The sequence below is a fragment of the Bradyrhizobium sp. 18BD genome, assembly GCF_054185225.1.
Genome location: NZ_JAVAYL010000003.1, coordinates 83,364 through 102,822, shown reverse-complemented (window position 1 = coordinate 102,822; position 19,459 = coordinate 83,364). Strand labels below are relative to the sequence as shown.

The 19,459-nt window shown below is 64.8% G+C and carries 24 protein-coding genes; 11 read left to right on the top strand and 13 right to left on the bottom strand.

Features of this window, described 5'->3' with window-relative positions:
* Positions 1-61: 61 nt before the first annotated feature.
* The 4 genes from RAD16_RS06570 to RAD16_RS06555 form a co-directional block, all read right to left on the bottom strand.
* On the bottom strand, positions 62-625 hold the full coding sequence (locus RAD16_RS06570; RefSeq protein WP_458157065.1) for a dihydrofolate reductase: 564 nt from the start codon (positions 623-625) through the stop codon (positions 62-64).
* 7 nt (positions 626-632) lie between these two features.
* Positions 633-1,646, bottom strand: a complete 1,014-nt coding sequence (locus tag RAD16_RS06565) for a polysaccharide deacetylase family protein (RefSeq protein WP_458157064.1) — start codon at positions 1,644-1,646, stop codon at positions 633-635.
* Between the two features lie 163 nt (positions 1,647-1,809).
* On the bottom strand, positions 1,810-2,379 hold the full coding sequence (locus tag RAD16_RS06560; RefSeq protein WP_458157063.1) for a glutathione peroxidase: 570 nt from the start codon (positions 2,377-2,379) through the stop codon (positions 1,810-1,812).
* A 90-nt stretch (positions 2,380-2,469) separates the two neighbouring features.
* Complete coding sequence (locus RAD16_RS06555; protein WP_458157062.1) at positions 2,470-4,128, bottom strand: L,D-transpeptidase; 1,659 nt, start codon at positions 4,126-4,128, stop codon at positions 2,470-2,472.
* Positions 4,129-4,335: 207 nt separating this feature from the next.
* On the opposite strand from RAD16_RS06555, the gene RAD16_RS06550 reads away from it, so the two are divergent.
* Complete coding sequence (locus tag RAD16_RS06550) at positions 4,336-4,884, top strand: CreA family protein (protein WP_458157061.1); 549 nt, start codon at positions 4,336-4,338, stop codon at positions 4,882-4,884.
* Between the two features lie 71 nt (positions 4,885-4,955).
* On the opposite strand, the gene RAD16_RS06545 is transcribed toward RAD16_RS06550, so the two are convergent.
* The gene (locus RAD16_RS06545; protein ID WP_458157060.1) at positions 4,956-5,159 is read right to left on the bottom strand and encodes a hypothetical protein; all 204 of its coding nucleotides are present in this window, start codon (positions 5,157-5,159) and stop codon (positions 4,956-4,958) included.
* Between the two features lie 418 nt (positions 5,160-5,577).
* On the opposite strand from RAD16_RS06545, the gene RAD16_RS06540 reads away from it, so the two are divergent.
* Together RAD16_RS06540 and RAD16_RS06535 are read left to right on the top strand one after the other, a co-directional pair.
* The gene (locus RAD16_RS06540) at positions 5,578-5,745 is read left to right on the top strand and encodes a hypothetical protein (protein WP_458157059.1); all 168 of its coding nucleotides are present in this window, start codon (positions 5,578-5,580) and stop codon (positions 5,743-5,745) included.
* Positions 5,746-5,779: 34 nt separating this feature from the next.
* Positions 5,780-6,145 (top strand): hypothetical protein, encoded by a 366-nt coding sequence (locus tag RAD16_RS06535; RefSeq protein ID WP_458157058.1) that lies wholly within the window; start codon positions 5,780-5,782, stop codon positions 6,143-6,145.
* 4 nt (positions 6,146-6,149) lie between these two features.
* Here RAD16_RS06535 and RAD16_RS06530 read toward each other — a convergent pair whose 3' ends face one another.
* Positions 6,150-6,395 carry a DUF6719 family protein gene (locus RAD16_RS06530; protein WP_458157057.1) on the bottom strand — a complete coding sequence of 82 codons (246 nt, stop codon included), beginning with the start codon at positions 6,393-6,395 and terminating at the stop codon, positions 6,150-6,152.
* Between the two features lie 67 nt (positions 6,396-6,462).
* On the bottom strand, positions 6,463-7,944 hold the full coding sequence (pdxR, locus tag RAD16_RS06525) for a MocR-like pyridoxine biosynthesis transcription factor PdxR (RefSeq protein ID WP_458157056.1): 1,482 nt from the start codon (positions 7,942-7,944) through the stop codon (positions 6,463-6,465).
* 75 nt (positions 7,945-8,019) lie between these two features.
* Here pdxR and RAD16_RS06520 point away from each other — a divergent pair, with 75 nt between their 5' ends.
* From RAD16_RS06520 to kynU, 5 genes are all read left to right on the top strand, one after another.
* Complete coding sequence (locus RAD16_RS06520; protein ID WP_458157055.1) at positions 8,020-8,745, top strand: pyridoxamine 5'-phosphate oxidase family protein; 726 nt, start codon at positions 8,020-8,022, stop codon at positions 8,743-8,745.
* Positions 8,746-8,798: 53 nt separating this feature from the next.
* A complete protein-coding gene (locus RAD16_RS06515) occupies positions 8,799-10,076 on the top strand; it encodes an ArgE/DapE family deacylase (RefSeq protein WP_458157054.1) in 1,278 nt (425 codons plus the stop codon).
* 432 nt (positions 10,077-10,508) lie between these two features.
* The gene (locus tag RAD16_RS06510; protein WP_458157053.1) at positions 10,509-11,318 is read left to right on the top strand and encodes an alpha/beta hydrolase; all 810 of its coding nucleotides are present in this window, start codon (positions 10,509-10,511) and stop codon (positions 11,316-11,318) included.
* Between the two features lie 35 nt (positions 11,319-11,353).
* Positions 11,354-12,193 (top strand): tryptophan 2,3-dioxygenase, encoded by an 840-nt coding sequence (gene kynA / locus RAD16_RS06505; RefSeq protein ID WP_458157052.1) that lies wholly within the window; start codon positions 11,354-11,356, stop codon positions 12,191-12,193.
* An 8-nt stretch (positions 12,194-12,201) separates the two neighbouring features.
* A complete protein-coding gene (kynU, locus tag RAD16_RS06500; protein ID WP_458157051.1) occupies positions 12,202-13,404 on the top strand; it encodes a kynureninase in 1,203 nt (400 codons plus the stop codon).
* Between the two features lie 195 nt (positions 13,405-13,599).
* On the opposite strand, the gene RAD16_RS06495 is transcribed toward kynU, so the two are convergent.
* A complete protein-coding gene (locus RAD16_RS06495) occupies positions 13,600-14,379 on the bottom strand; it encodes a cobalamin-binding protein (protein WP_458157050.1) in 780 nt (259 codons plus the stop codon).
* Between the two features lie 119 nt (positions 14,380-14,498).
* On the opposite strand from RAD16_RS06495, the gene RAD16_RS06490 reads away from it, so the two are divergent.
* Both RAD16_RS06490 and RAD16_RS06485 read left to right on the top strand, forming a co-directional pair.
* Positions 14,499-14,897, top strand: a complete 399-nt coding sequence (locus tag RAD16_RS06490) for a PaaI family thioesterase (protein ID WP_458157049.1) — start codon at positions 14,499-14,501, stop codon at positions 14,895-14,897.
* A 152-nt stretch (positions 14,898-15,049) separates the two neighbouring features.
* Positions 15,050-15,661 carry an N-acetyltransferase family protein gene (locus tag RAD16_RS06485; RefSeq protein WP_458157048.1) on the top strand — a complete coding sequence of 204 codons (612 nt, stop codon included), beginning with the start codon at positions 15,050-15,052 and terminating at the stop codon, positions 15,659-15,661.
* 79 nt (positions 15,662-15,740) lie between these two features.
* On the opposite strand, the gene RAD16_RS06480 is transcribed toward RAD16_RS06485, so the two are convergent.
* The 4 genes from RAD16_RS06480 to RAD16_RS06465 form a co-directional block, all read right to left on the bottom strand.
* Positions 15,741-16,046: a hypothetical protein gene (locus RAD16_RS06480; RefSeq protein ID WP_015686575.1), complete on the bottom strand. Its 306-nt coding sequence runs from the start codon at positions 16,044-16,046 to the stop codon at positions 15,741-15,743.
* A gap of 94 nt (positions 16,047-16,140) precedes the next feature.
* Positions 16,141-16,824 carry a DUF2161 domain-containing phosphodiesterase gene (locus RAD16_RS06475; RefSeq protein ID WP_458157047.1) on the bottom strand — a complete coding sequence of 228 codons (684 nt, stop codon included), beginning with the start codon at positions 16,822-16,824 and terminating at the stop codon, positions 16,141-16,143.
* Between the two features lie 102 nt (positions 16,825-16,926).
* Positions 16,927-17,607 (bottom strand): SDR family oxidoreductase, encoded by a 681-nt coding sequence (locus RAD16_RS06470; protein ID WP_458157046.1) that lies wholly within the window; start codon positions 17,605-17,607, stop codon positions 16,927-16,929.
* 23 nt (positions 17,608-17,630) lie between these two features.
* A complete protein-coding gene (locus tag RAD16_RS06465; protein WP_458157402.1) occupies positions 17,631-18,374 on the bottom strand; it encodes a tyrosine-protein phosphatase in 744 nt (247 codons plus the stop codon).
* A gap of 84 nt (positions 18,375-18,458) precedes the next feature.
* Here RAD16_RS06465 and RAD16_RS06460 point away from each other — a divergent pair, with 84 nt between their 5' ends.
* Positions 18,459-18,785: an MliC family protein gene (locus tag RAD16_RS06460; protein ID WP_458157045.1), complete on the top strand. Its 327-nt coding sequence runs from the start codon at positions 18,459-18,461 to the stop codon at positions 18,783-18,785.
* Between the two features lie 131 nt (positions 18,786-18,916).
* Here the strand turns inward: RAD16_RS06460 and RAD16_RS06455 are convergent, their stop codons facing one another.
* Positions 18,917-19,120: a DUF2735 domain-containing protein gene (locus RAD16_RS06455; RefSeq protein ID WP_458157044.1), complete on the bottom strand. Its 204-nt coding sequence runs from the start codon at positions 19,118-19,120 to the stop codon at positions 18,917-18,919.
* Positions 19,121-19,459 lie beyond the last annotated feature (339 nt).

Below are 19,459 nucleotides of genomic sequence, written 5' to 3'. Positions count from 1 at the left end.
CGAATGCGTTGCACGCAGGTGTCAAAACACCGGTACTGTGCATGGGGTTGTTTTTCGAGTTTTAGTTGGCGCCTCTGACCGGCCGCCACGGGGTCACGGTGACCTCATGTGCCGCATCGAGCAGATACGGGGCGCCCGGCTTCATCCCGTGTGACGCCAGCACCTCATGCGGCGTCCGCGCGGGCACGCCGACGAAACAGCCTTCGCCGCCGGGCAGCCGCACATGCGGGGCTTCCGACAGCCAGAACGTGTCGTAGCGGTCCATGAACATGTCGAACACGGCGGGGCCGCCGATGATCGCAACCGTGCCGGACGAGACATCGGCGAAGGCGCAGGCCTCCTCGAAGCTGGCGTGCTCGGGATTCCACAGCGTCGCGTTCGGCATCTCCGGATCGACGGTGAGCGCCTTGATCTTGCGGGTCAGGATCAACCGCTTGCGCTTCGGCGAATTCGGCTGACCTTCATGCGAGCGGCGGCCGTGCACGACGATCGCGGCGCGATCGAGCGCCTGCTCGAAAAAGCGCTTGTCGCCTTCGAACACCAGCGTGGCAGGCATGATGTGCGACGGATCGGCAAGCATGCCGTCCGCGGAGACGATGACGTAGCCTTCGAAACGGAACGACAAGTTCAGGCTATTCGGAAACAGTCGTCACCACGGAATTGACCGGCCGGGTGCTCACCGTCGGCAGCTTGACGTCCTTGAGCAGCTCCTGGTCGTACTCCGGCAGCGACGAGGCCGGGAATTTGGCGCGCATCGCCACCACCTTGTAGCCGCCGGCCTTCAGGCGCTTGAGCAGCTCGGGCAGCGCTTCGGCGGTGTGCTTCTGGAAGTCGTGCATCAGGATGATGCCCTTGCCCTTGCCGTCGAGCTTCTTCATCACGGTCTCGATCACCTTCTCGGGCTTGGAGGCCTTGAAGTCGAAGGAGTCGATGTCGCAGGAGAAGATCGCCGTGTTGCGGTTGCCGAGATAGGTGACCATCTCCGGCGGGTGCTGCAGCGCGGGGAAGCGGAAGAACGGCGAGGGCGAGATGCCGCCGAGCGCCCACTTCACCGCGGACAGGCCCTTCTCGATCTCTTCCTTGCGCTGCGCTTCGCTCAGCTTCTTGTTGTTGAGATTGGCGTGCGACCAGGTGTGGGTGCCCACCGTGTGGCCGGCCGCGTAGACCTGCTTGAGGATCTCCGGCTCATAGGTCGCGTGCTTGCCGATCGAGAAGAAGATGCCGGTGGTGCATTCGTCGGCGAGCGCCTTCAGCACCGCAGGCGTGTTCTTCGGCCAGGGGCCGTCGTCGAAAGTCAGCACGACCTCCTTGTCGCGCAGGAAGTCGAGCTCCTTGAAATGCTCGAAGCCGAAGCCAGGACCGCCTGTCGTGTCGATCTCGACGGTGCGGGCGACGCCGAGCGCGCCGGGCGTGTTGCAGGCCGCGCGCGCAGGCTGCGGCGCCTGCTGCGGCGGTGGCGGATTGACGAAGCCGGCCGGCGCCGGCGCTGCGGCCGCCGGTGCGGGAGCCGCCGCTGCAGCGGGTGCTGCCGCCGGTGCAGCCTGGGTCGCGGCAGCGGGCTTCGCGGCCGGGGTCTGCGACCATGCCGCACCTGCCATCGCAACAGACATTGCGCTTGCCAAAATCAGTCCTGCCGCCACACGCATGGTGTTGTCCTCGAGATTGATCCCGTTGTTCCACCGTGGCTTTTCGCTCCGGCAAAACCTTCCTGCCCCTGATGATCCTAGCCTAGATGGTGGGCCCTCGTCATTGCAACGGCTGTTTGGCACCCCGCCACAATTGTGCCCAACCGGATGGGTGCGCGGCGCCTCAGCTATCGGCCAGCGTTCTGGCGATGGCCGTCTTGACCCGCGTATCGGCCGGCTCGACCGCCGACGGAAAGACTTCGGCAATGTAGCCGTCGCGGCCGATCAGGTATTTGTGGAAGTTCCAGCGCGGAACTTCCTTGTGGCGCGCGTCGGCCGCCCATTTGTAGAACGGGTGTGCCTTGGCACCGACCACGACGGCCTTTGCCGCGATCGGGAAGGTAACCCCATATTGGTGGTGTGCGGTCTCCGTGATCTCGCTGGCGCCGCCGGGCTCCTGACCGCCGAAATCGTTGGAGGGCACGCCGATCACGGTGAGGCCACGCGCGCGAAACTCGGTCCAGATTTCCTGCAGGCCGGCATATTGCGGCGTGTAACCGCAAAGCGAGGCGGTGTTGACCACCAGCAGCGGCTTGCCCGTGAACGCGGCAAGGCGGATGTCGTCACCTGATAATGCGGGGAAGGAAAAGGCGTAGGCCGGAATCCGGCTCATGCCGCCATCGGCGAACGCGCGCCTCGCCGGCACAATTGCGCCGGCAAGCGTCGCAACGAGCATAGTCCTGCGGTTCATCATGACGGCGTCCCCCCGAAATGATCCGGGCGCAGCTTAACGCCGACAGCGCGAGTCGGGCGCTCAACACCGCGTTATCGGGAACGCTCCGGCCTAGTACAGGCGGACGATGAAGTCAGTGCCTTCGCCGGTCTCGCCCTGGTTGATGCCCTGGTCGGAGACGATGATCGAGCCGCCTGACGTCAGCATCTCGTTGATCTTCGCCATGGTGTCTGCAGGGACGGAGATACGGTCGAGCGCTTCGGCCGGGCTGTCCGGCGTCACCACCGGCTTTACGGCGACGGGGATCACGGCGGCGCCACCCTTGCGGCGTGTCATGCGGCTGTCATCTTCGCGCGCAGCGGCGCGAGCGGTGACGGGCAGCGACACCACCGACCAACGCAGCGCATTGGCATCGGTCTTGTCGATCTCGGCGGTGAAGACATGCGTGCCGAGCGGCCGGTCGCTCGTGGCGATCGTCACCGGCGCCTCGAACAGCGGCGCAAAGTTCTGCCGCACGTAGATCTTTGAATCCTTACGGCTGATGAAGACCGCGATCTGGCCGGCCCGCTTCGGCGCTTCCGGCTTTGCCGCCGGCGCGGGATCGGCGACGCGGGTCTCGTCCTTCTTGGCATCGGCTGCGGGCGCCGTGGCTGTCACGGCCGCGTCGGGCTTCTTCGCAGTGTCGGCTGACTCGGTCTTGGTGGGCTCCGCTTTGGCGGGTTCAGGCGCGGTCTTCGCAGCCTGGGCCTGGTCCGCGGGCTTGTCGCCGGTGGTCGCGGCTGCCTTCGGCGCGTCAGCGGCGTCAGCCGGCTTCGCGTCAGTGCTCGCCGGTTTTGCAACGTCGTCCGACTGCGGCTTGGATGTATCTGACGCCTCGGCGGTCTTCGTCTCGGACTTGTCGGCCGGCTTGGCCGAATCCTCATGGGCGGGTGCATTGCCCGTGGTCATGTCCGACATGACGGTGTGGCCAACCGACGAGCGCAGCTCGAGCACGCTGTCGGCGCTCGCAGTCCTGGTCTCCTGCGGCTTGGCCTCAGTGACCTTGGCCGGTGCCGCGCCCTTGTCGGCCTTGTCGCCGACATTAGTCGGCGACTCGAGGCTCGCCGCGGGCTGCGGCGGCACGCGCACCGAAACGAGCATCTGGTGCTGGAAGCTATGCGGCGTCATCTCGCCGGGCGTGACGATGACGCGCGCGCCCATCTTGGTCCAGTTCCACATCTTCACTGCGAATGCCATCGGCATGCGGATGCAGCCGTGCGAAGCCGGATAGCCCGGCAGCACGCCGGCATGCATTGCGACGCCGGACCAGGTGATCCGCTGCATGTACGGCATCGGCGCGCCGCTATAGATGTTGGAGTGGTGGAATTTGTGCTTCTGGATGACGCTGAACACACCCATCGGCGTCGAATGGCCCTTCATGCCGGTCGACACCGGAGATTCCGCGAACACGCCGTTGGTGTCGTAGATCGTGACCTTCTGCCGGTCGATCGAGACGACGATGACGAGCGGGCCTTGCGGCTTGGTGCCGGCTTCCTTCTCGACGACGGTTTCCTTTTTCTTGCTGGAGGCGCCGTGCTTTTGCGGCTTCTGTCGCGGCATCTCGGGATGCCGTTCCTGCCGGCCATAGGAGCCGTCCGAATAATCCGTCCAATAGTAAAATGCAGCGTCCGCCTGACTTGCCGTGCCGATCGCACCCGCCGCCGTCAAAATGGCGACCTGCCATAGCCGCGTCGGCTTGGCAGAAAAACCAGACCCGTTCACGCTGTTCATCCTCGAATCCATAATCCCAATCAAACGTTAGTCTCGCAGAGGGGATACGCGTTCACCAGCAAAGCAGTTCTGGCATCAGCTACTTTTGTTCAGGACGTAGCAAAAAAGCCTCACGGAGCGGTAAACGGCGGCCGCGCTCGACCGCCTGTCTCTTCCTGAGACGCCAGCGCATGCCTACATTGCCGGGACTTGTTACCGGAGAACTTCATGTCATCTCGTTTCCCCGGTCTTTCCGGCATCCGCTTGAAAGGCCTTGCTTTATTCCTCGTGGCTTTGGCCCTGCCGCTCGCTTCCGCATCCGCCGCCGATGAGCCCGATCTGATCTTCCGCCGCTCCACTGTGTTCAAATGGATGAGCCCGAACGACAAGCTCGCGACCTATGGCCTCGACGACCCCGAAGTCGAGGGCGTCGCCTGTCATTTCACGGTGCCTGAGAAGGGCGGCTTCAAGGGCTGGCTCGGCCTTGCCGAGGAGGTCTCGGACATCTCGCTGGCCTGTCGCCAGGTCGGCCCGATCAAGTTCAAGGGCAAGATGGAGCAGGGCGACGACATGTTCCGTCAGCGCCGCTCACTGTTCTTCAAGAAGATGCAGATCGTGCGCGGCTGCGACGCCAAGCGCAACGTGCTGGTCTACATGGTCTACTCGGACAAGCTGATCGAGGGCTCGCCGAAGAACTCGACCTCAACCGTGCCGATCATGCCGTGGGGACCGGCGGACGCCAACGTGCAGAAGTGCGGCGAATTCTTCACACAGTGATGCACGCGCGTTCACAGTGACGCTTGTGTTCACAGTGGCGCACTTGCGTTCACGCAGTGACGCGTTTGCGTTCACTCAGTGACGAGCGTGCGGCTGGTCTGTGGTTTGACGAGATGCGAGCCGGTCAGCCGCACGCATGCTTGCGGCGCGGCCTCGTAGCCGCGGCCCGACTGCAGCGACATTGCGCCGACTGACGCGACGCGAATGCGATTGGTATGTTGGTCGGCGCGGCCCGTGTCCGCGTCGCGCGCTGTTGCGCGATCTTGCGCCGTCATGATGGCCATCCCTCGACTGAACGCGCCCGGTGGTTCCGGGCTTCTCGGTTTCGATGGCTTGGGTCGCAGTCGAAGCGCCCCCGGTTCGATCGGACCCAGCCTTCGTTCGGGCTTCTCTTAAGCAGAAAAGCGTAAAATGCATGTGAAGCGCATAAGGCGCGAACATGACGGCGCGCTGTGCCCGGCCTGCCTTCAAGCGCGACGTGAGCTTGCAACGCCGCTTTGAGACGCTGTGTGACCCATCTGAAAAGATTGGGATTTTTCGCTGAATGTTTCGTCGCCTCCAGCGCGACGAAACAATTCTCACAAAGACGAAACCATTTTCCGCTTTTGGCGCATCACGCGCGAAACGACGCATGGTTATCAGGCTCACAACGACGACGGCGGAACCGCCGACTACCGATTGGGACACAAGATCATGCGCACGCTCAGCTTCATCCTTGCCTTCGGTTTCGTGCTTGCCGGTTCCTCGTTCGCGGGCACGCCCGACGGCAATCTTCCCGGGATCGGAACCTTCCAGTACAGTGGCTCGCCGGTCGCCACTCCGGCGCCACAGCAGCCGATCGTCGTCGCTACCCGCTTCTGATTGCCAACAACAAAAACAGCCGATAAAGGCCATCATGATTGTTCGTTTCGGCGTTGCCGCGTTCGTATCGCTTCTGGCGATCAGTGCCGCCCAGGCACAGGTGCGCACGCCCTCACGGCTGCCGGATCCCCGTAGCGAGTTCGTGCGTCAATGTGCACCGCGGATGCTCGGACGCTGGGAGCATCCCGAAGCGGTTTGCGGCTGCCTGCATGACCACGCCGCCGCCGTGGTCGAGGATCGCGATCTGCGCGAGGCGCTGCTGCGCGGCATCAGCGAGACCGGCGTGCCTACCATCGAGACCGATTGGGTGCCGACGTCCAAGCAGAGCGAGATCGGCCCGACCTTCACCAAGATCGCCAAGCCGACCCTGCAGTGCATGTTCGACCCGGCGAAGTCCTAAGCTCTCACTTCGTCTTCGGACCGTAGCGCGGCACGCAGGCGCTGGTCCTCGCCACACCCTTGTCGGTCATCTTCGCGCCGCGCACCTCCTTGACCTGTCCGGCGGGGCAGGTTCCGTCATCCACCTGCACGCGCTGGCCCAGCTTGAGATCGGTGATGTCCTGTTCGCGTCCGACGGTGGCGGCGTGTGCCGTCGTCGCGAGCGCAGCGGAGATCAGGAGCGCGAGGCGGATTGCACGGCAGAGAGGCATGGTCAGAGGTCCCGGCATCGATGCCGCAATGTAGGGTCCGTCCACCGATTCTGATAGTGAGCCTTCGTCAGGCGCGCCGGGCTGGTTTGCTCCTCGCGCGCAAGGCGCCACGCGCTTCCTGCGCGAGCCGTTCCGCCGATGCCACGAGCTTGGGAACCGCGTGTCCCGAAAATCCCAGCACGAAGCCGGGCAGGGGGCGTGCGCGTGAATAGGTGTCAGCGAGCAGCCAGCCTTCCGCGCCGGCGGCTTGCTTCGCGTCCGCTGCGACCGCCAGGTCGACCGACGGATCGAACCGGGCGACAAGGTGTAGCCCCTGCGAGGGCACCGGCACGGACAGCGCGCCGTCGGAGGCCGCCTCCAGCGTTTCGGCCAGCGCATCGCGGGCCTCGCGATAGAGCTTTCGCACGCGCTTGAGGTTCGCAGCGAACGCGCCGGAATTGAGCATGTCGGCCACCGCGCCTTCCATCAGCGTGCCGGGAAAACGGTCGAGCGCGGCGCGGGCGGCAGTCACATCGGAGATCAGGCGCTCGGGCAGGGCGCAATAGCCGATGCGCAGGCCCGGAAACAGCGTCTTGGCGAACGTGCCCATGTAGATCACGCGCTGCAGATGATCGATGCCGGCGAGCGACATCAGCGGCGCCCCATCATAGCGGAACTCGCTGTCGTAATCGTCCTCCAGCACGAAGGCGCCGGCTTGCCTGGCCCAGTCCAACAGCTCCAGCCGCCGTGGCATCGACATCTGCACGCCCAGCGGAAACTGGTGCGATGGCGTCACATAGGCCGCGCGTGCGTTGGGACCTGCTGTGCGTCCCTTGGCGACACGCATGCCGTGCTCGTCGACGGGAACGGGCACGGCGCGATAGCCGCAATGTGCGATGGTTTTTCGCGCTGCGGGGTAACCAGGATCTTCGCACCAGACCTGATCATTGGGCTTGAGGATCGCGCTCAGCACGATGCGCAGCGCGTGCAGCGTGCCCGAGGTCAGCATGATCTGGTCGGGATCGCAGCGCAGGCCGCGCGCCGACAGCAGGTGATCGGCGATCGCGGCGCGCAGCTCGCGGCTGCCGCGAGGATCGCCATAATGCAGATGCTCGGACCCGAACGCGCGCATCCGCCGGCCGACGAAGGCGCGAAAGCGCTGTACCGCACGCTCGTCGATATGGGTGCAGCCGAGCGCGAACGCGCCTTGCCGCGGAGCTTCGACCACGATTTTCGGCTTCTTCGGTCCGTTCGTGCGTGCCGGAATGCGTGCGGCGACGAACGTGCCTGAGCCGACGGTTGCGTCGGCAAAACCATCGGCGATCAGCCGCTCATACGCCGTGACGACGGCGTTGCGCCGGAAGCCCGTCTGCTTCGCCAGCGTCCGCGACGGCGGCAGCGGCTCGCCGGGCTTGACGAGGCCGGAGACGATCATCTCGCACAGCGCCTGGTACAGCCGGTGCGCGGCGGACGCGCCGGCCGTGATGTGCGCCCCGGTGAGGTCGAGCGGCAGCTCGGCCTTTGCCGTAGAAGAGGTCTTGGCGGGAGAATTGGTCGGAATTTTTTGCATGGAATTGGCACTATCGCAGACCAAATCGGCCGCTACAACTCTCCTGGAATTGTTCCAATCCCGACAGGAGCGGCCGTGAGCCAGACCGAGAGCCAAAATTCCTATCCGACGTCAGCGCGCAACCAGGTCAAGCGCCGTCACGACCGCGGCTTCTACGATCACGAGACGGTTCATCGCATCCTGGATTCCTCGATGCTGTGCCACGTCTCCTATGTCATCGACGGCCAGCCCTATTGCACGCCGACCTTCTTCTGGCGCGAGGGCAAGAAGCTTTACTGGCACGGCTCGAGCGCAAGCCGCATGCTGCGCAACCAGACCAAGGGCGAACGCGTGTGTCTGACGGTCGCCCATCTCGACAGCCTCGTGCTGGCGCGCTGCGGCTTCAACCACTCGGCCGACTATCGCGCCGTTATGGCGTTCGGCACCGCCTATCTCGTCACCGACCCTGAAGAGAAGGCGCGGGCGGTGATCGCCATGGTCGACCGTTTCTTCCCGGACCGCACCGCGGGTCTGCGGGCGAGCAACACCCAGGAGATCAAGGCGACCTCCTTCATCGCGATGGAGATCGAGGAGGCCTCGGCCAAAGTCCGCGCCAAGGGTGTCGCGGATGACGACGAGGACTACGAATTGCCGATCTATGCCGAGCGCATCCCGGTGCGCACGGTGCTGGGCGCGCCCGAGCCGTGTCCGCGCCTGCTCGACGGCGTCACGCGTCCTGCGACGCTGAATGGCTATTCGGAGGGCCGACTGCTCGAAGATGCATTGCGGGATGCTTATTTTGTGGAGTACCCGAACGGCTGAAATCGGCTAGCTTGCGCGCACCCTTGACCAACTGGATGCCCGGAGTTTGCCTGATGAATGCCGAAACGCAGCAGAGGATTCTTGACGCCGTCGACGCCGGCTTCGAAGCCCAGCTTGCGACCACAAGAGACTTCGTCGCGATCCCCTCGACCCGCGGGGCGGAGGGACCGTGTCAGGACATGATCGGCGATCTCCTGCGCGCGCGGGGGTATGAGGTCGACGACTGGCATATCAATGGCGACGATCTCAAGGACCTCCGCGGCTTCGGTCCGATCGAGCACGACTTCTCCAAGGCACGCACCGTGGTCGGCACCTATCGTCCCGCGACCGAGGCCGGCAAATCGCTGATCCTCCAGGGGCACTGCGACGTGGTGCCGGCAGGACCGCTGGAATTGTGGGACACGCCGCCGTTCTCGCCTGTCATCAAGGACGGCAAGATGTTCGGCCGCGGCGCCTGCGACATGAAGTCGGGCACCATCGGCGCGCTCTATGCGCTCGATGCGGTCAGGGCCGCGGGCTTCAAGCCGACGGCGCGGATCCACTTCCAGTCGGTGATCGAGGAGGAGAGCACCGGCGTCGGCGCGCTCTCGACGCTGCAGCGCGGCTATCGCGCCGATGCCTGCTTCATTCCGGAGCCGACCGCCGGCAAGATGGTGCGCTCGCAGGTCGGCGTGATCTGGTTCCGCCTGCGCGTGAAGGGGCATCCGACCCACGTCGCCTTTGCCGGCTCCGGCTCCAACGCAATCATGGCGGCCTATCATCTCGTCCACGCGCTGCAGAAGCTCGAGATCGAGTGGAACGAGCGCGCCAAGGCCGACCGCCATTTCAAGACGCTGAACCATCCCATCAACTTCAACCCCGGCATCATCAAGGGCGGCGACTGGGCCTCCAGCGTGCCGGCCTGGTGCGATGTCGATTGCCGCATTGCCATCCTGCCGGGCTGGTCGGTCGCCGATCACCAGAAGGAGATTTTGGCCTGCGTTGCCGCCGCCTCGCGCAGCCACCGCTTCCTCGCCAACAATCCGCCGCAGGTCGAATGGTCCGGCTTCCTCTCGGAGGGTTATGAGCTGACCGACGCCGCGGCGCCGGAAGCCGCGTTCGGCAAGGCGTTCAACAAGGTCTATGGCGGCGCGGTCGAGGACCTCGTCTTCACCGCGCTTACCGACACCCGCTTCTACGGCCTCAATTACGGCATCCCCGGCCTCTGCTTCGGCGCCAGCGGCGGCGAGATGCACGGCTTCAACGAATTCGTCGACCTGGAGTCGCTGAAGAAGACGACCAAGGCGACGGCGCTGTTCATCGCGGAATGGTGCGGGGTGGAGAAGGCGTAGCGAGCGAGATCTCGTAGGGCGGGCAAAGGCGCGCAAGCGCCGTGCCCACGGGTTTTTCCCGACATGACGAAGATCGTGGACACGCTTCCGCCTTCGCTCTGCGAGCTAAGGCGAACAAGCCGCTTTGCCCACCTTACGACACCCGCGGTCATTGCGAGGAGCGAAGCGACGAAGCAATCCAGGCTGCCCCCGCGGAAAGGATTCTGGATTGCTTCGCGGAGCCTGTCATCGGGCCGCGCTTTGCGCGGACCCGTTGGCTCGCAATGACGGAGCGGGCTGCCAGATCCCCACCCGACAGGAAATATCTTGCAGCTCCGCTGCCCGAAACACGGGCGCGCTCAAATCCTTTAAGCTTAAAATAAAGACTAGGATGCTGCCCTTGCTGGTGGCAGACTGGCGGCCAGTCCGCTGGACGAGTCCGAGGGAGTAACGATGCGCGATTGGGATGATGCTTACGCCAACTCGGCCCATATCCCGGGCTCGGACAAGATGCCGGCGCAATGGGCGGAGCGGGCGGCCGCCTACCGCGCCGGGTTGACGAATTATCGTCCCGACATCGCCTACGGCTCCGGTGAGCGCCAGCTTCTTGACCTGATCCTGCCCGACGGCGACAGCAAGGGCCTCGTCGTGTTCGTGCATGGCGGCTACTGGATGCGCTTCGACAAATCGACCTGGACCGATCTGGCCGAAGGTGCGCGGCACCATGGCTGGACCGTGGCACTGCCGAGCTACACGCTGACGCCGGCCGCGCGCATCTCCGACATCACGGCCGAGATCACCGCCGCCATTGCGAAAGCGGCCTCGCTCGTCGCCGGGCCGATCCGGCTCGCCGGGCATTCAGCCGGCGGCCATCTCGTCACGCGCATGCTGTGCGACGACAGCCGGCTGGAGCCCGCCGTCTTCAGCCGCATCGCCGGCACGCTCTCGATCAGCGGCCTGCATGATCTGCGTCCGCTGCTCAAGACCAAGATGAACGAGACGCTGCGCATGAGCATGGAGGAGGCGACGCTCGAAAGCGCGGCGCTGCATTTGCCGCGCGGGCATTCGCCTGTGACGGCTTGGGTCGGTGCTGGCGAGCGGCCCGAATTTATCCGCCAGGCCGACCTGCTGGCCAACGTCTGGACCGGTTTCGACGTGCCGACGCGCCTCGTGGTCGAACCTGCGCTGAATCATTTCACCGTCATCGACGGCCTCAAGGATCCGTCGTCGCAGATCACCGCGCGCCTGATCGGCCTCGACTGACAAGGGCTGGGGATGACCGATCGAAAGGGCATGCCATGACGTCCAGCGACTACGATCCCGCAAACGAAGGCGCCCAGACCGACTTCTCGCGGCGCATGTCCTATGGCGAATATCTGGCGCTGGACGCCATCCTCGGCGCGCAGCATCCGCTGTCGGAAGCGCATGACGAGATGCTGTTCATCATCCAGCATCAGACCACCGAGCTGTGGATGCGACTTGCCATCCACGAGCTCAGCGCCGCGCGCCGGGCCATCGCCAGGGACGAGGTGCAGCCCGCGATGAAGATGCTGGCGCGGATGTCGCGCATCTTCGAGCAGCTCAACGGTGCCTGGGACGTGCTGCGCACCATGACGCCGAGCGAATATACCCGCTTCCGCTCGCAGCTCGGCCAGTCCTCCGGTTTCCAGTCGCGCCAGTACCGGCTGATCGAATTCCTGCTCGGCAACCGCAACCACGCCATGCTGAAGCCGCACGCCCACGATGTGGAAACGATAAAGCTGCTCGAAGCCGAGCTCGCAACGCCCAGCCTCTATGACGAGGTGCTCAGGCTTGCCGACCGCAACGGGCTCAAGATGCCCGCCGCTGTGCTGGCGCGCGATGTTCGCGAGACCCACAGTTTCAGCGAGGGCGTGCTGCAGGCCTGGCGGATCGTCTACGAGGCGCCGGAGACGCACTGGATGCTGTACGAGCTCGCCGAAAAGCTGGTTGATTTCGAGGACTATTTTCGCCGCTGGCGCTTCAACCATGTCACGACGGTCGAGCGCGTCATCGGCTTCAAGCGCGGCACCGGCGGCACCGGTGGCGTCAGCTATCTCAAGCGCATGCTGGAGGTCGAGCTGTTTCCCGAACTCTGGCGCGTCCGCACCATTCTGTAGACATGCCAATGACCAGATATCGCGTCTATCACGACACCAAAGCGCTGTTTCATCTGCCTGACGGCGTGATCTATCTCGACGGCAATTCGCTCGGCGCATTGCCGTTGGGCGTTGCCGAGCGCGTCAACCGCGTCATCACGACCGAGTGGGGCAACGAACTGATCCGCGCCTGGAACACGGCGGGCTGGTACGCGCAGCCGCGCCACGTTGGCGACCGCATTGCGCGTCTGATCGGCGCGGAAACCGGCTCCGTCATGGTCGGCGACACGCTGTCGCTGAAGGTCTATCAGGCCCTCGCAGCCGCGCTCGACATGAATGCATCGCGCAAGGTGGTGCTGTCGGACACCGGCAATTTCCCGACCGACCTCTACATGGCCGAGGGCCTGATCGCGACGCTCGGGCGCGGTCATCAATTGCGCCTGGTGGCGCCGGAGGAGATCGAGGCAGCGTTGTCGGAGGAGATCGCGGTGCTGTACATCACCGAGGTCGACTATCGCACCGGCCGCCGCCACGACATGGCAAAGCTGACCGCGAAAGCACACGCGCTCGGCATCGTCACGGTCTGGGATCTCGCCCATTCCGCCGGTGCGCTGCCGGTCGATCTGTCCGGCTGCGCAGCCGATTTCGCCGCGGGCTGCACCTACAAATACATCAACGCGGGCCCGGGCGCGCCGGCCTTTCTCTACGTCGCGCCGCGCCACGCCGACACGGCGCGTGCTGCGCTGTCGGGATGGATGGGGCATGAAAAGCCGTTCGCGTTCGAGCTTGGCTATGCCGCCGCCGGTGGCGTCGAGCGCATGCGCGTCGGCACGCCTCCGGTGCTCGCAATGGCGGCGCTGGAGGCCTCGCTCGACATCTGGGACCGGGTCGATATCGCCGAGGTGCGCGCGCGCTCGCTGGCGCTCGGCGACCTGCTGATTGCCGAAGTCGAACGCCGTTGTCCGTCCCTGAAGCTGGTGACGCCGCGCGCGCACGCGCACCGCGGCTCGCAAGTCTCGTTCGCCTTCGACGGCGGTTACGCCGCCATGCAGGCCCTGATCGCCCGTGGCGTCATCGGCGATTTCCGCGCGCCTGACATCATGCGCTTCGGCATCACGCCGCTCTATATCGGGGAGGATGAGATCGTCCGTGCGGCGGAGATCATCGAGGAGGTGATCACAGGCGAGGTGTGGCGCCAGCCGGAGTATCAGGTCGTCAATGCGGTGACGTGAAATTCTATCACCGTCACCCTGAGGCGGCCGCGCTAGCGGCCCTCGAAGGGCGACGGCCCGGCTATATCGGGGCCGTTCATCCTTCGAGGCTCCCCATGGGACGAGTTGCGCCCTATGCCTCGCACCTCCAGCGACAACCGCTTCGCGGTTGCGCGGGGATGACGGGGCTAGAGAGGTCGCGTCAAGTTGGCGCGCTCACCCCCACAGCGCCGCCACGATCGCATCCAGCCCGTCCGTCAGCGCCGCCGGTCCCGGCTGCAAAATGATCGGCGACTTGATCTCGACGATGCGATCATCCCGCACCGCCGGAATGTGGCTCCAGCCATCGCGCGCGCGGATGCGGGCAGGGACGACCTTCTTGCCGCACCATGACGCGAGGATCACATCGGGCGCCGCCGCGCGCACCGCTTCCGCCGAGATGATGCGATCCTTCGCCGCCTGCCGATGCCGCAGATCCGGGAACACGTCCTCGCCGCCGGCGATCTCGATCAACTCGGACACCCAGCCGATTCCTGAGATCAGCGGATCGTCCCATTCCTCGAAATAAACTTTTGGACGCGGCGAGGGGCGGGGCGTTCCCGCGATCGCAGCGAGGCGCCGCTCAAGGCCTTGCGCGAGTTCCTCCGCGCGCTCAGCCGCGCCCACCAGCGCGCCCGAGGTCCGGATCATCGCAAGGATGCCGGCAACGTCGCGCTGGTTGAAGACGTGGACATCGACGCCGGCCCGGACGAGATCGGCAACAATGCCGGCCTGAAGATCGGAGAACGCGAGCACCAGGTCCGGCTCCAGCGCCAGCACCTTCGGGATATCCGCGGAGACGAAGGCCGACACCCGCGGCTTCTCGCGCCGCACCTGCGGCGGGCGAACGGCGTACCCGGAGACGCCGACGATGCGGTCGTGCTCGCCGAGCAAATAGAGGGTCTCGACCGTCTCTTCGGTCAGGCAGACGATGCGGCGGGGCGGGAAGTGGCGCATGGGAGGAGCATATGCGCAAATCAATGCGGCGATGTCAGCACCGCCATGACCTCGGACGTCATTGCTTTGCCGCGCGAAGCCATTCACGCTGAGGCAACAAGGAATTGGGAGGACTTTTGATGACGCCGCTCGAGAAACTTAAAGCGATGAAGATGCCGTTCGCCGAGCTCAAGGGCGTCGAGTTCGTCGAGGCTGAGAAGGACCGCGTGGTCGCGCGCATGGTCGTCCGCCCCGATCTCTGCACGCTGCACCACACCGTCCATGGCGGCGCGGTGATGGCGCTTGCCGACTCCGTCGGCGCGGCGGCGACCGTGATCAACCTGCCGGAGGATGCCAAGGGCACGACCACGCTGGAGAGCAAGACCAACTTCATCGGCGGCGCCAAAGAGGGGGCCACAGTCATCGCCACCGCCATCCCGGTGCACCGAGGCCGCCGGACCCAGGTCTGGACCACCCGGCTGGAGACCGAGGACGGCAAACTGGTCGCCATCGTGACCCAGACGCAGCTGGTCCTGTAAGACTACGGGGCCTTGATTTTATTAACGAATTAGTCGCTCCCGATGCCCGAAACTTGGGCAGGTTCCCGTCTTGAAAAATTTGTTGCGGCGCACAATATAGGAGGCCTAGGGATTCGAACGCCTCCTCGAGGGACACCAAGAGGAGTTTTGACGTGGTACTTGAAGACACCGTCCGCGCGACGTCCGTTCCGGGCTATGTGCGGACCCTGAGCCAGCAGGAAGAATTGCCGCTTCTTCGCGATCACCTGCTGAGACTTGATGCCGAGAGCCGGCACGACCGTTTCAACGGCTTTCTCGACGACAGTTTCATCGAGCGTTACGCCGCCCGCTGCGCCGAGGACGGCACCGTGATCGTCGCCTACATCGTCGATGGCGTGGTCTGCGGTGCGGCCGAGCTGCATCCGCCGGAGGGCGATTCGTTGCCCGAGGTTGCCTTCAGCGTGGAAGCTTCCGCACGGCGCCAGAACGTCGGCACCATCCTGTTCAGCCGCCTGATCGCCGAAGCGCGCTGGAAGGGTTTTAAGCGCCTGCGCATCACCACGGGCGCGGAGAATCACGCGATGCGGGCGCTCGCCAGGAAGTTCGGCGCGCATCTGCAATTCCGTCACGGCGAATCGACCGGCACAATCGATCTCACCAAGACGACCGAGGACGAACTGGCCGATCTCGCCGCCGCGCCTTTCAAGGCCGGGCGCGCGATTCTCAGCTTCAACTCGACCTGCTGGAAGATCATCTCCAGCATGTACGCCAATCGCGCTGCCTGAACCTAAGAGGCGGTCTCGAATCAAAAAGCGGACCGGCAAAACCGGTCCGCTTTTGTATTCTGGGTCGTGGAATAAGGGCTCAGGTGCCGGTGCGCTTGTCGTTACCGAAGCGGCGGACGACGCGGCGTTCGACCACCACCGAGCGCTGCGCACCCTGTTCGCCGGCGATCACGCGCGTGGCGGTGATGCGGCTGTTGGTGCGGGCCTGCTTCTTCACCTCGGCCTGGACGACGTCGAGCGGCATGCCCATCAGCGCCGCAGCGATCTCGGCCTGCTGCTCCTGGTCGTCGGTAATGCCGACGGCGGCGAAGATCGCCTCGTCCAGGGTGGGCGGATCGTGGCGCACGCGCCGCGTGCCATATTTCGTATTCCAGTCTGCGCTCATAACGGCCTCGTTTTGATGCCGGATACCTAGTGCCGCAGATGTTGCATTGCAATATGGAATCGGTGTGGCATCTCAGCTATGCACCGGTCGGGCGTCATGGCGGTGACGCGACACCGGCACGCTCAACCCTTTGTTGTGGCCAGCGCTTCAACGCGGCGTGTCCGGCCTCCGTCAGCCCGTAGATTCCCCGCTCGGTGCGCTCGAACCAGCCATACACATTGTTAAGCAAGATCTTGCCGGCGTCGGGGCAGCGTTCGCGCAGATCGCCGACGCGCCGCGGGCCCTCGGCAAGCTGCGAGGCGCAGGCCAGCGCCTGCTGGCGGTAGGCGGTCATGATCGGCGCCCGCGTGCTGCCACCGAGCACGGGATCGCCCTGGCGGCGCTGATGCTCGGCAACCAGGCGCGAGCGCACCTTCGGCTCGCGGCGCGGCGCTGCCGTCGGCGGCTTCACCAGCACCTCGACCTGGCCGCGGTCGGTGACCCCGAGCATACCGAAGCCGAGGCGGCGGCAGAGATTGCGGTAGCGCGCGTCGCTCTCGCGCCCCTTGCCGCGGATCGACATCTTTGCCGCGATCCAGACCTCGTCGGCCGCCGATGCCCGATCGACCGCCTGCAGGATCAGCTCGAGGTTGAAGGCAAGCTTGAGCTCTCCGATCACCACGACCGGCGGATCGCCGGCGCTCAGGCCGACGAGGTCGCAGCCGCCGATCTCGCCTTTCACAGTGAAGCCAAGCTCTTCGAGGAAGCGTTTGACGGGCAGGTAGAGCGCGGTTTCCACGGGAGGTCCGATCGGAGAATCAGTTGCGGGCAGTTTAGAGCCTTCCCGGCTCCGATTGAATCAGGGCCGCGCTCGTCAGGCTGATCAGAGCTAGACCGAGACTTACACCCGCCCGCCGACCGGGATCAGTGCGCCGGTGACGCCGCTTGCGGCATCGCTTGCGAGGAACAGAATGACTTCAGCGAGTTCCTGTGGCGTGACCCATTTGGAAAAATCCGCCTTCGGCATGTCGGCGCGGTTGGCTTTGGTGTCGATGATCGACGGCAGCACCGCATTCACGGTGACCTTGCCTTTCCACTCGTTCGCCAGTGCTTCGGTGAGGCGATGCACACCCGCCTTCGATGCCGCATACGGCCCCATGCCTGAGCCCGCCTGAAGCGCGCCCATGGCGCCGATATTGACGATGCGGCCGGCGTTGGAGGCGGCGAGGTGCGGGAGCGCCGCGTGCGAGGTGTTGAGCGCGGTCAGCACGTTGAGCGCATGCATGCGCTGCCAGGTCTTGATGTCGCCGTCGCCGACGGTCTCGAAGGCAAAGCCGCCGGCGATGTTGATCAGTGCGTCAAGTCTGCCGAAATGTTTCGCTGCCGTCTCGACCGCCGCCTTGGCCTGCGCTGCGTCGGACAAATCGACGCCGCCGATCTCGATGCGCTCAGGCGTTGCCGGGACTTGCGAAGGCGCATGGTCGATGCCGGCGATTCCTGCGCCGCGCGCCCGCGCGACCTCCGCAACCACCTTGCCGAGCGCACCGAGTGCGCCGGTGACGATCAGAACCTTGCCTTGCATTGTCGTTCTCCCGGCGCTGCGGCCTAGGCTTCCAGATAGCGCGCCTTCAGTGCGGTGCGCTCTGCCGTGCCAAGCTTGAGCCCGTCGCGCAAGTAGGTTTCGAGGTCGCCATACTCGCTGCTGACAGCCTCGAAGGCCGCGGCGAGATATGAAGCCTGGACGGAGCCGATCGCGTCGAGCACGTCGGCGGGAAGATCAGAGGCGCTCGACAGGTCGCGCTTGTAGTGCCGGTTGGTGAGGAGATAGTCCTCGGCAATGACCTCATCGGCGACGCCCAGCGCGTGCAGGATCAGCGCACTGGCAAAGCCGGTGCGATCCTTGCCGGCGGTACAGTGGATCACGAGCGGCGCGCGGTCTTCCAGCAGATGGCCGAACAGCATGCGGAAGCTGTGCGTGTTGTGGCGGACATAGTTGCGATAGGACTCGCGCATCAGCTCGAGCGCGACAGGCGCGGTCAATTTGCCTGCGGCAAGCTCAGCCCGCAGCGCGGCGACGACCGTCGGCTCGATCGGCAGCGAATGCACCGTGATCTCGTCCACGACGCAGACACCGGCCGCGCGCTCCTCGACGCCGCGGAAGTCGAACGCGCTTCGCACGCCCAGCGCGCGGACGATCTCGATGTCTTCAGCGGTGAGCTGGCCGAGATGGTTGGAGCGGAAGATGTGACGCCAGCGCGTGGTGCGGCCGTCGGTTGTGGCGTAGCCGCCGAGGTCGCGAAAATTGCTGGCGCCTTGCAAGGCGAGGTGGCGGGCTGGGGAGTCCTTCAGGGAAGAGTCTTGCATGGGCTCAGCTTGGGTTATGGTTCCACTGGGCGCACGGCTGGCGCCCTTGGGTGCATTCAGGGGGTAATCATGGGCCGGCACAAGGCCATTGTTTTGACGATCGCCATGCTCGTGGGCGGAATTGTCGGTGCACGACAGGCGGAGGCGCAGACGTTCCGGACCTATCGCTGCACTGATGGTACGCGGTTCATCGTCGGGTTTTATGACCACGACACGCGGGCCTTCCTCCAGATCGACGGTGAACCGGCCACGCTGGAGAAACGGCTGGCGCTGTCGGGCGCGCGCTACTCGGGGGCAGGGATCACACTGAGGATCGCCAAGACCGGAGCGACCACGGTCAAGCATCTGAAGCGGCCGGTCACGGCCTGTGCGGTTGTCGAGAAGCCAAGTCTCTAAAAGCCAAGTCTCCAGTCGGGAGCCAGCCAGAATTAAAATTAAAAAGGGTCGAAACCTCGTTGTTTCGACCCTTTTTCAAACTTCCGTCGATCGCTTGAAAGAGCGCGGCGGTCTCAAACCAGACACTGGCATTAGCGTTCCCATTTGGGCTTTGCTTCGTCGACCGCGTCCTGGTGGTACCAGCTGTCGCTGCAGATCGAGACGTTCGCGGGAAGCGACGCATGATCGGCGGGAAGGCGGGTATCGCCATAGCGGCGTCCGGCAAGAGCCGCGCGGCCCCCGGCGGGGAATTGGTAGATCTTTGCAGATCCCTGACTCAGACCATTGTTCATCATTGCGGTTTGCTCCTAGGTCGAAGCGCCTTGGCCTCCATGGTGCGCCCGACTCGTTCGATTGTGGTTACTGGAATCCCCATATCGGCCGCGCCCCCCGAATTGGAAAGTGCTGAAAAGGAAATCAGCTGCCGCCTAATTTGTGAGCACGCGGCGGTCTGCATCCCCCAAGGCACAGTGTGGGTGACTAACGCCTGGGCCATTCCAAAGGTTGCTAGGCAGGGGCGGGGGCTTTGCGAAAATTGCCGGACGTTGATGCGCGTTTCATCGGCAACCTCCCGCAGTGCGGCCGGTGCTCCGGAATCAGGCGTTTTCCGCGGGATTTTTGCAGTGCAGCTTCAC

What these genes read in the sequence shown, in the direction of transcription:
- RAD16_RS06535 (WP_458157058.1), top strand. Translation starts at nt 5,780, where the DNA reads ATGATTGTTCGTTTCGGCGTTGCCGCGTTCGTATCGCTTCTGGCGATC.
- RAD16_RS06560 (WP_458157063.1), bottom strand. Translation starts at nt 2,379, where the DNA reads ATGATGAACCGCAGGACTATGCTCGTTGCGACGCTTGCCGGCGCAATT.
- RAD16_RS06530 (WP_458157057.1), bottom strand. Translation starts at nt 6,395, where the DNA reads ATGCCTCTCTGCCGTGCAATCCGCCTCGCGCTCCTGATCTCCGCTGCG.
- RAD16_RS06455 (WP_458157044.1), bottom strand. Translation starts at nt 19,120, where the DNA reads ATGATGAACAATGGTCTGAGTCAGGGATCTGCAAAGATCTACCAATTC.
- kynU (WP_458157051.1), top strand. Translation starts at nt 12,202, where the DNA reads ATGACCAGATATCGCGTCTATCACGACACCAAAGCGCTGTTTCATCTG.
- RAD16_RS06460 (WP_458157045.1), top strand. Translation starts at nt 18,459, where the DNA reads ATGGGCCGGCACAAGGCCATTGTTTTGACGATCGCCATGCTCGTGGGC.
- kynA (WP_458157052.1), top strand. Translation starts at nt 11,354, where the DNA reads ATGACGTCCAGCGACTACGATCCCGCAAACGAAGGCGCCCAGACCGAC.
- RAD16_RS06480 (WP_015686575.1), bottom strand. Translation starts at nt 16,046, where the DNA reads ATGAGCGCAGACTGGAATACGAAATATGGCACGCGGCGCGTGCGCCAC.
- RAD16_RS06550 (WP_458157061.1), top strand. Translation starts at nt 4,336, where the DNA reads ATGTCATCTCGTTTCCCCGGTCTTTCCGGCATCCGCTTGAAAGGCCTT.
- RAD16_RS06515 (WP_458157054.1), top strand. Translation starts at nt 8,799, where the DNA reads ATGAATGCCGAAACGCAGCAGAGGATTCTTGACGCCGTCGACGCCGGC.
- RAD16_RS06470 (WP_458157046.1), bottom strand. Translation starts at nt 17,607, where the DNA reads ATGCAAGGCAAGGTTCTGATCGTCACCGGCGCACTCGGTGCGCTCGGC.
- RAD16_RS06540 (WP_458157059.1), top strand. Translation starts at nt 5,578, where the DNA reads ATGCGCACGCTCAGCTTCATCCTTGCCTTCGGTTTCGTGCTTGCCGGT.
- pdxR (WP_458157056.1), bottom strand. Translation starts at nt 7,944, where the DNA reads ATGCAAAAAATTCCGACCAATTCTCCCGCCAAGACCTCTTCTACGGCA.
- RAD16_RS06565 (WP_458157064.1), bottom strand. Translation starts at nt 1,646, where the DNA reads ATGCGTGTGGCGGCAGGACTGATTTTGGCAAGCGCAATGTCTGTTGCG.
- RAD16_RS06545 (WP_458157060.1), bottom strand. Translation starts at nt 5,159, where the DNA reads ATGACGGCGCAAGATCGCGCAACAGCGCGCGACGCGGACACGGGCCGC.
- RAD16_RS06495 (WP_458157050.1), bottom strand. Translation starts at nt 14,379, where the DNA reads ATGCGCCACTTCCCGCCCCGCCGCATCGTCTGCCTGACCGAAGAGACG.
- RAD16_RS06555 (WP_458157062.1), bottom strand. Translation starts at nt 4,128, where the DNA reads ATGAACAGCGTGAACGGGTCTGGTTTTTCTGCCAAGCCGACGCGGCTA.
- RAD16_RS06510 (WP_458157053.1), top strand. Translation starts at nt 10,509, where the DNA reads ATGCGCGATTGGGATGATGCTTACGCCAACTCGGCCCATATCCCGGGC.
- RAD16_RS06490 (WP_458157049.1), top strand. Translation starts at nt 14,499, where the DNA reads ATGACGCCGCTCGAGAAACTTAAAGCGATGAAGATGCCGTTCGCCGAG.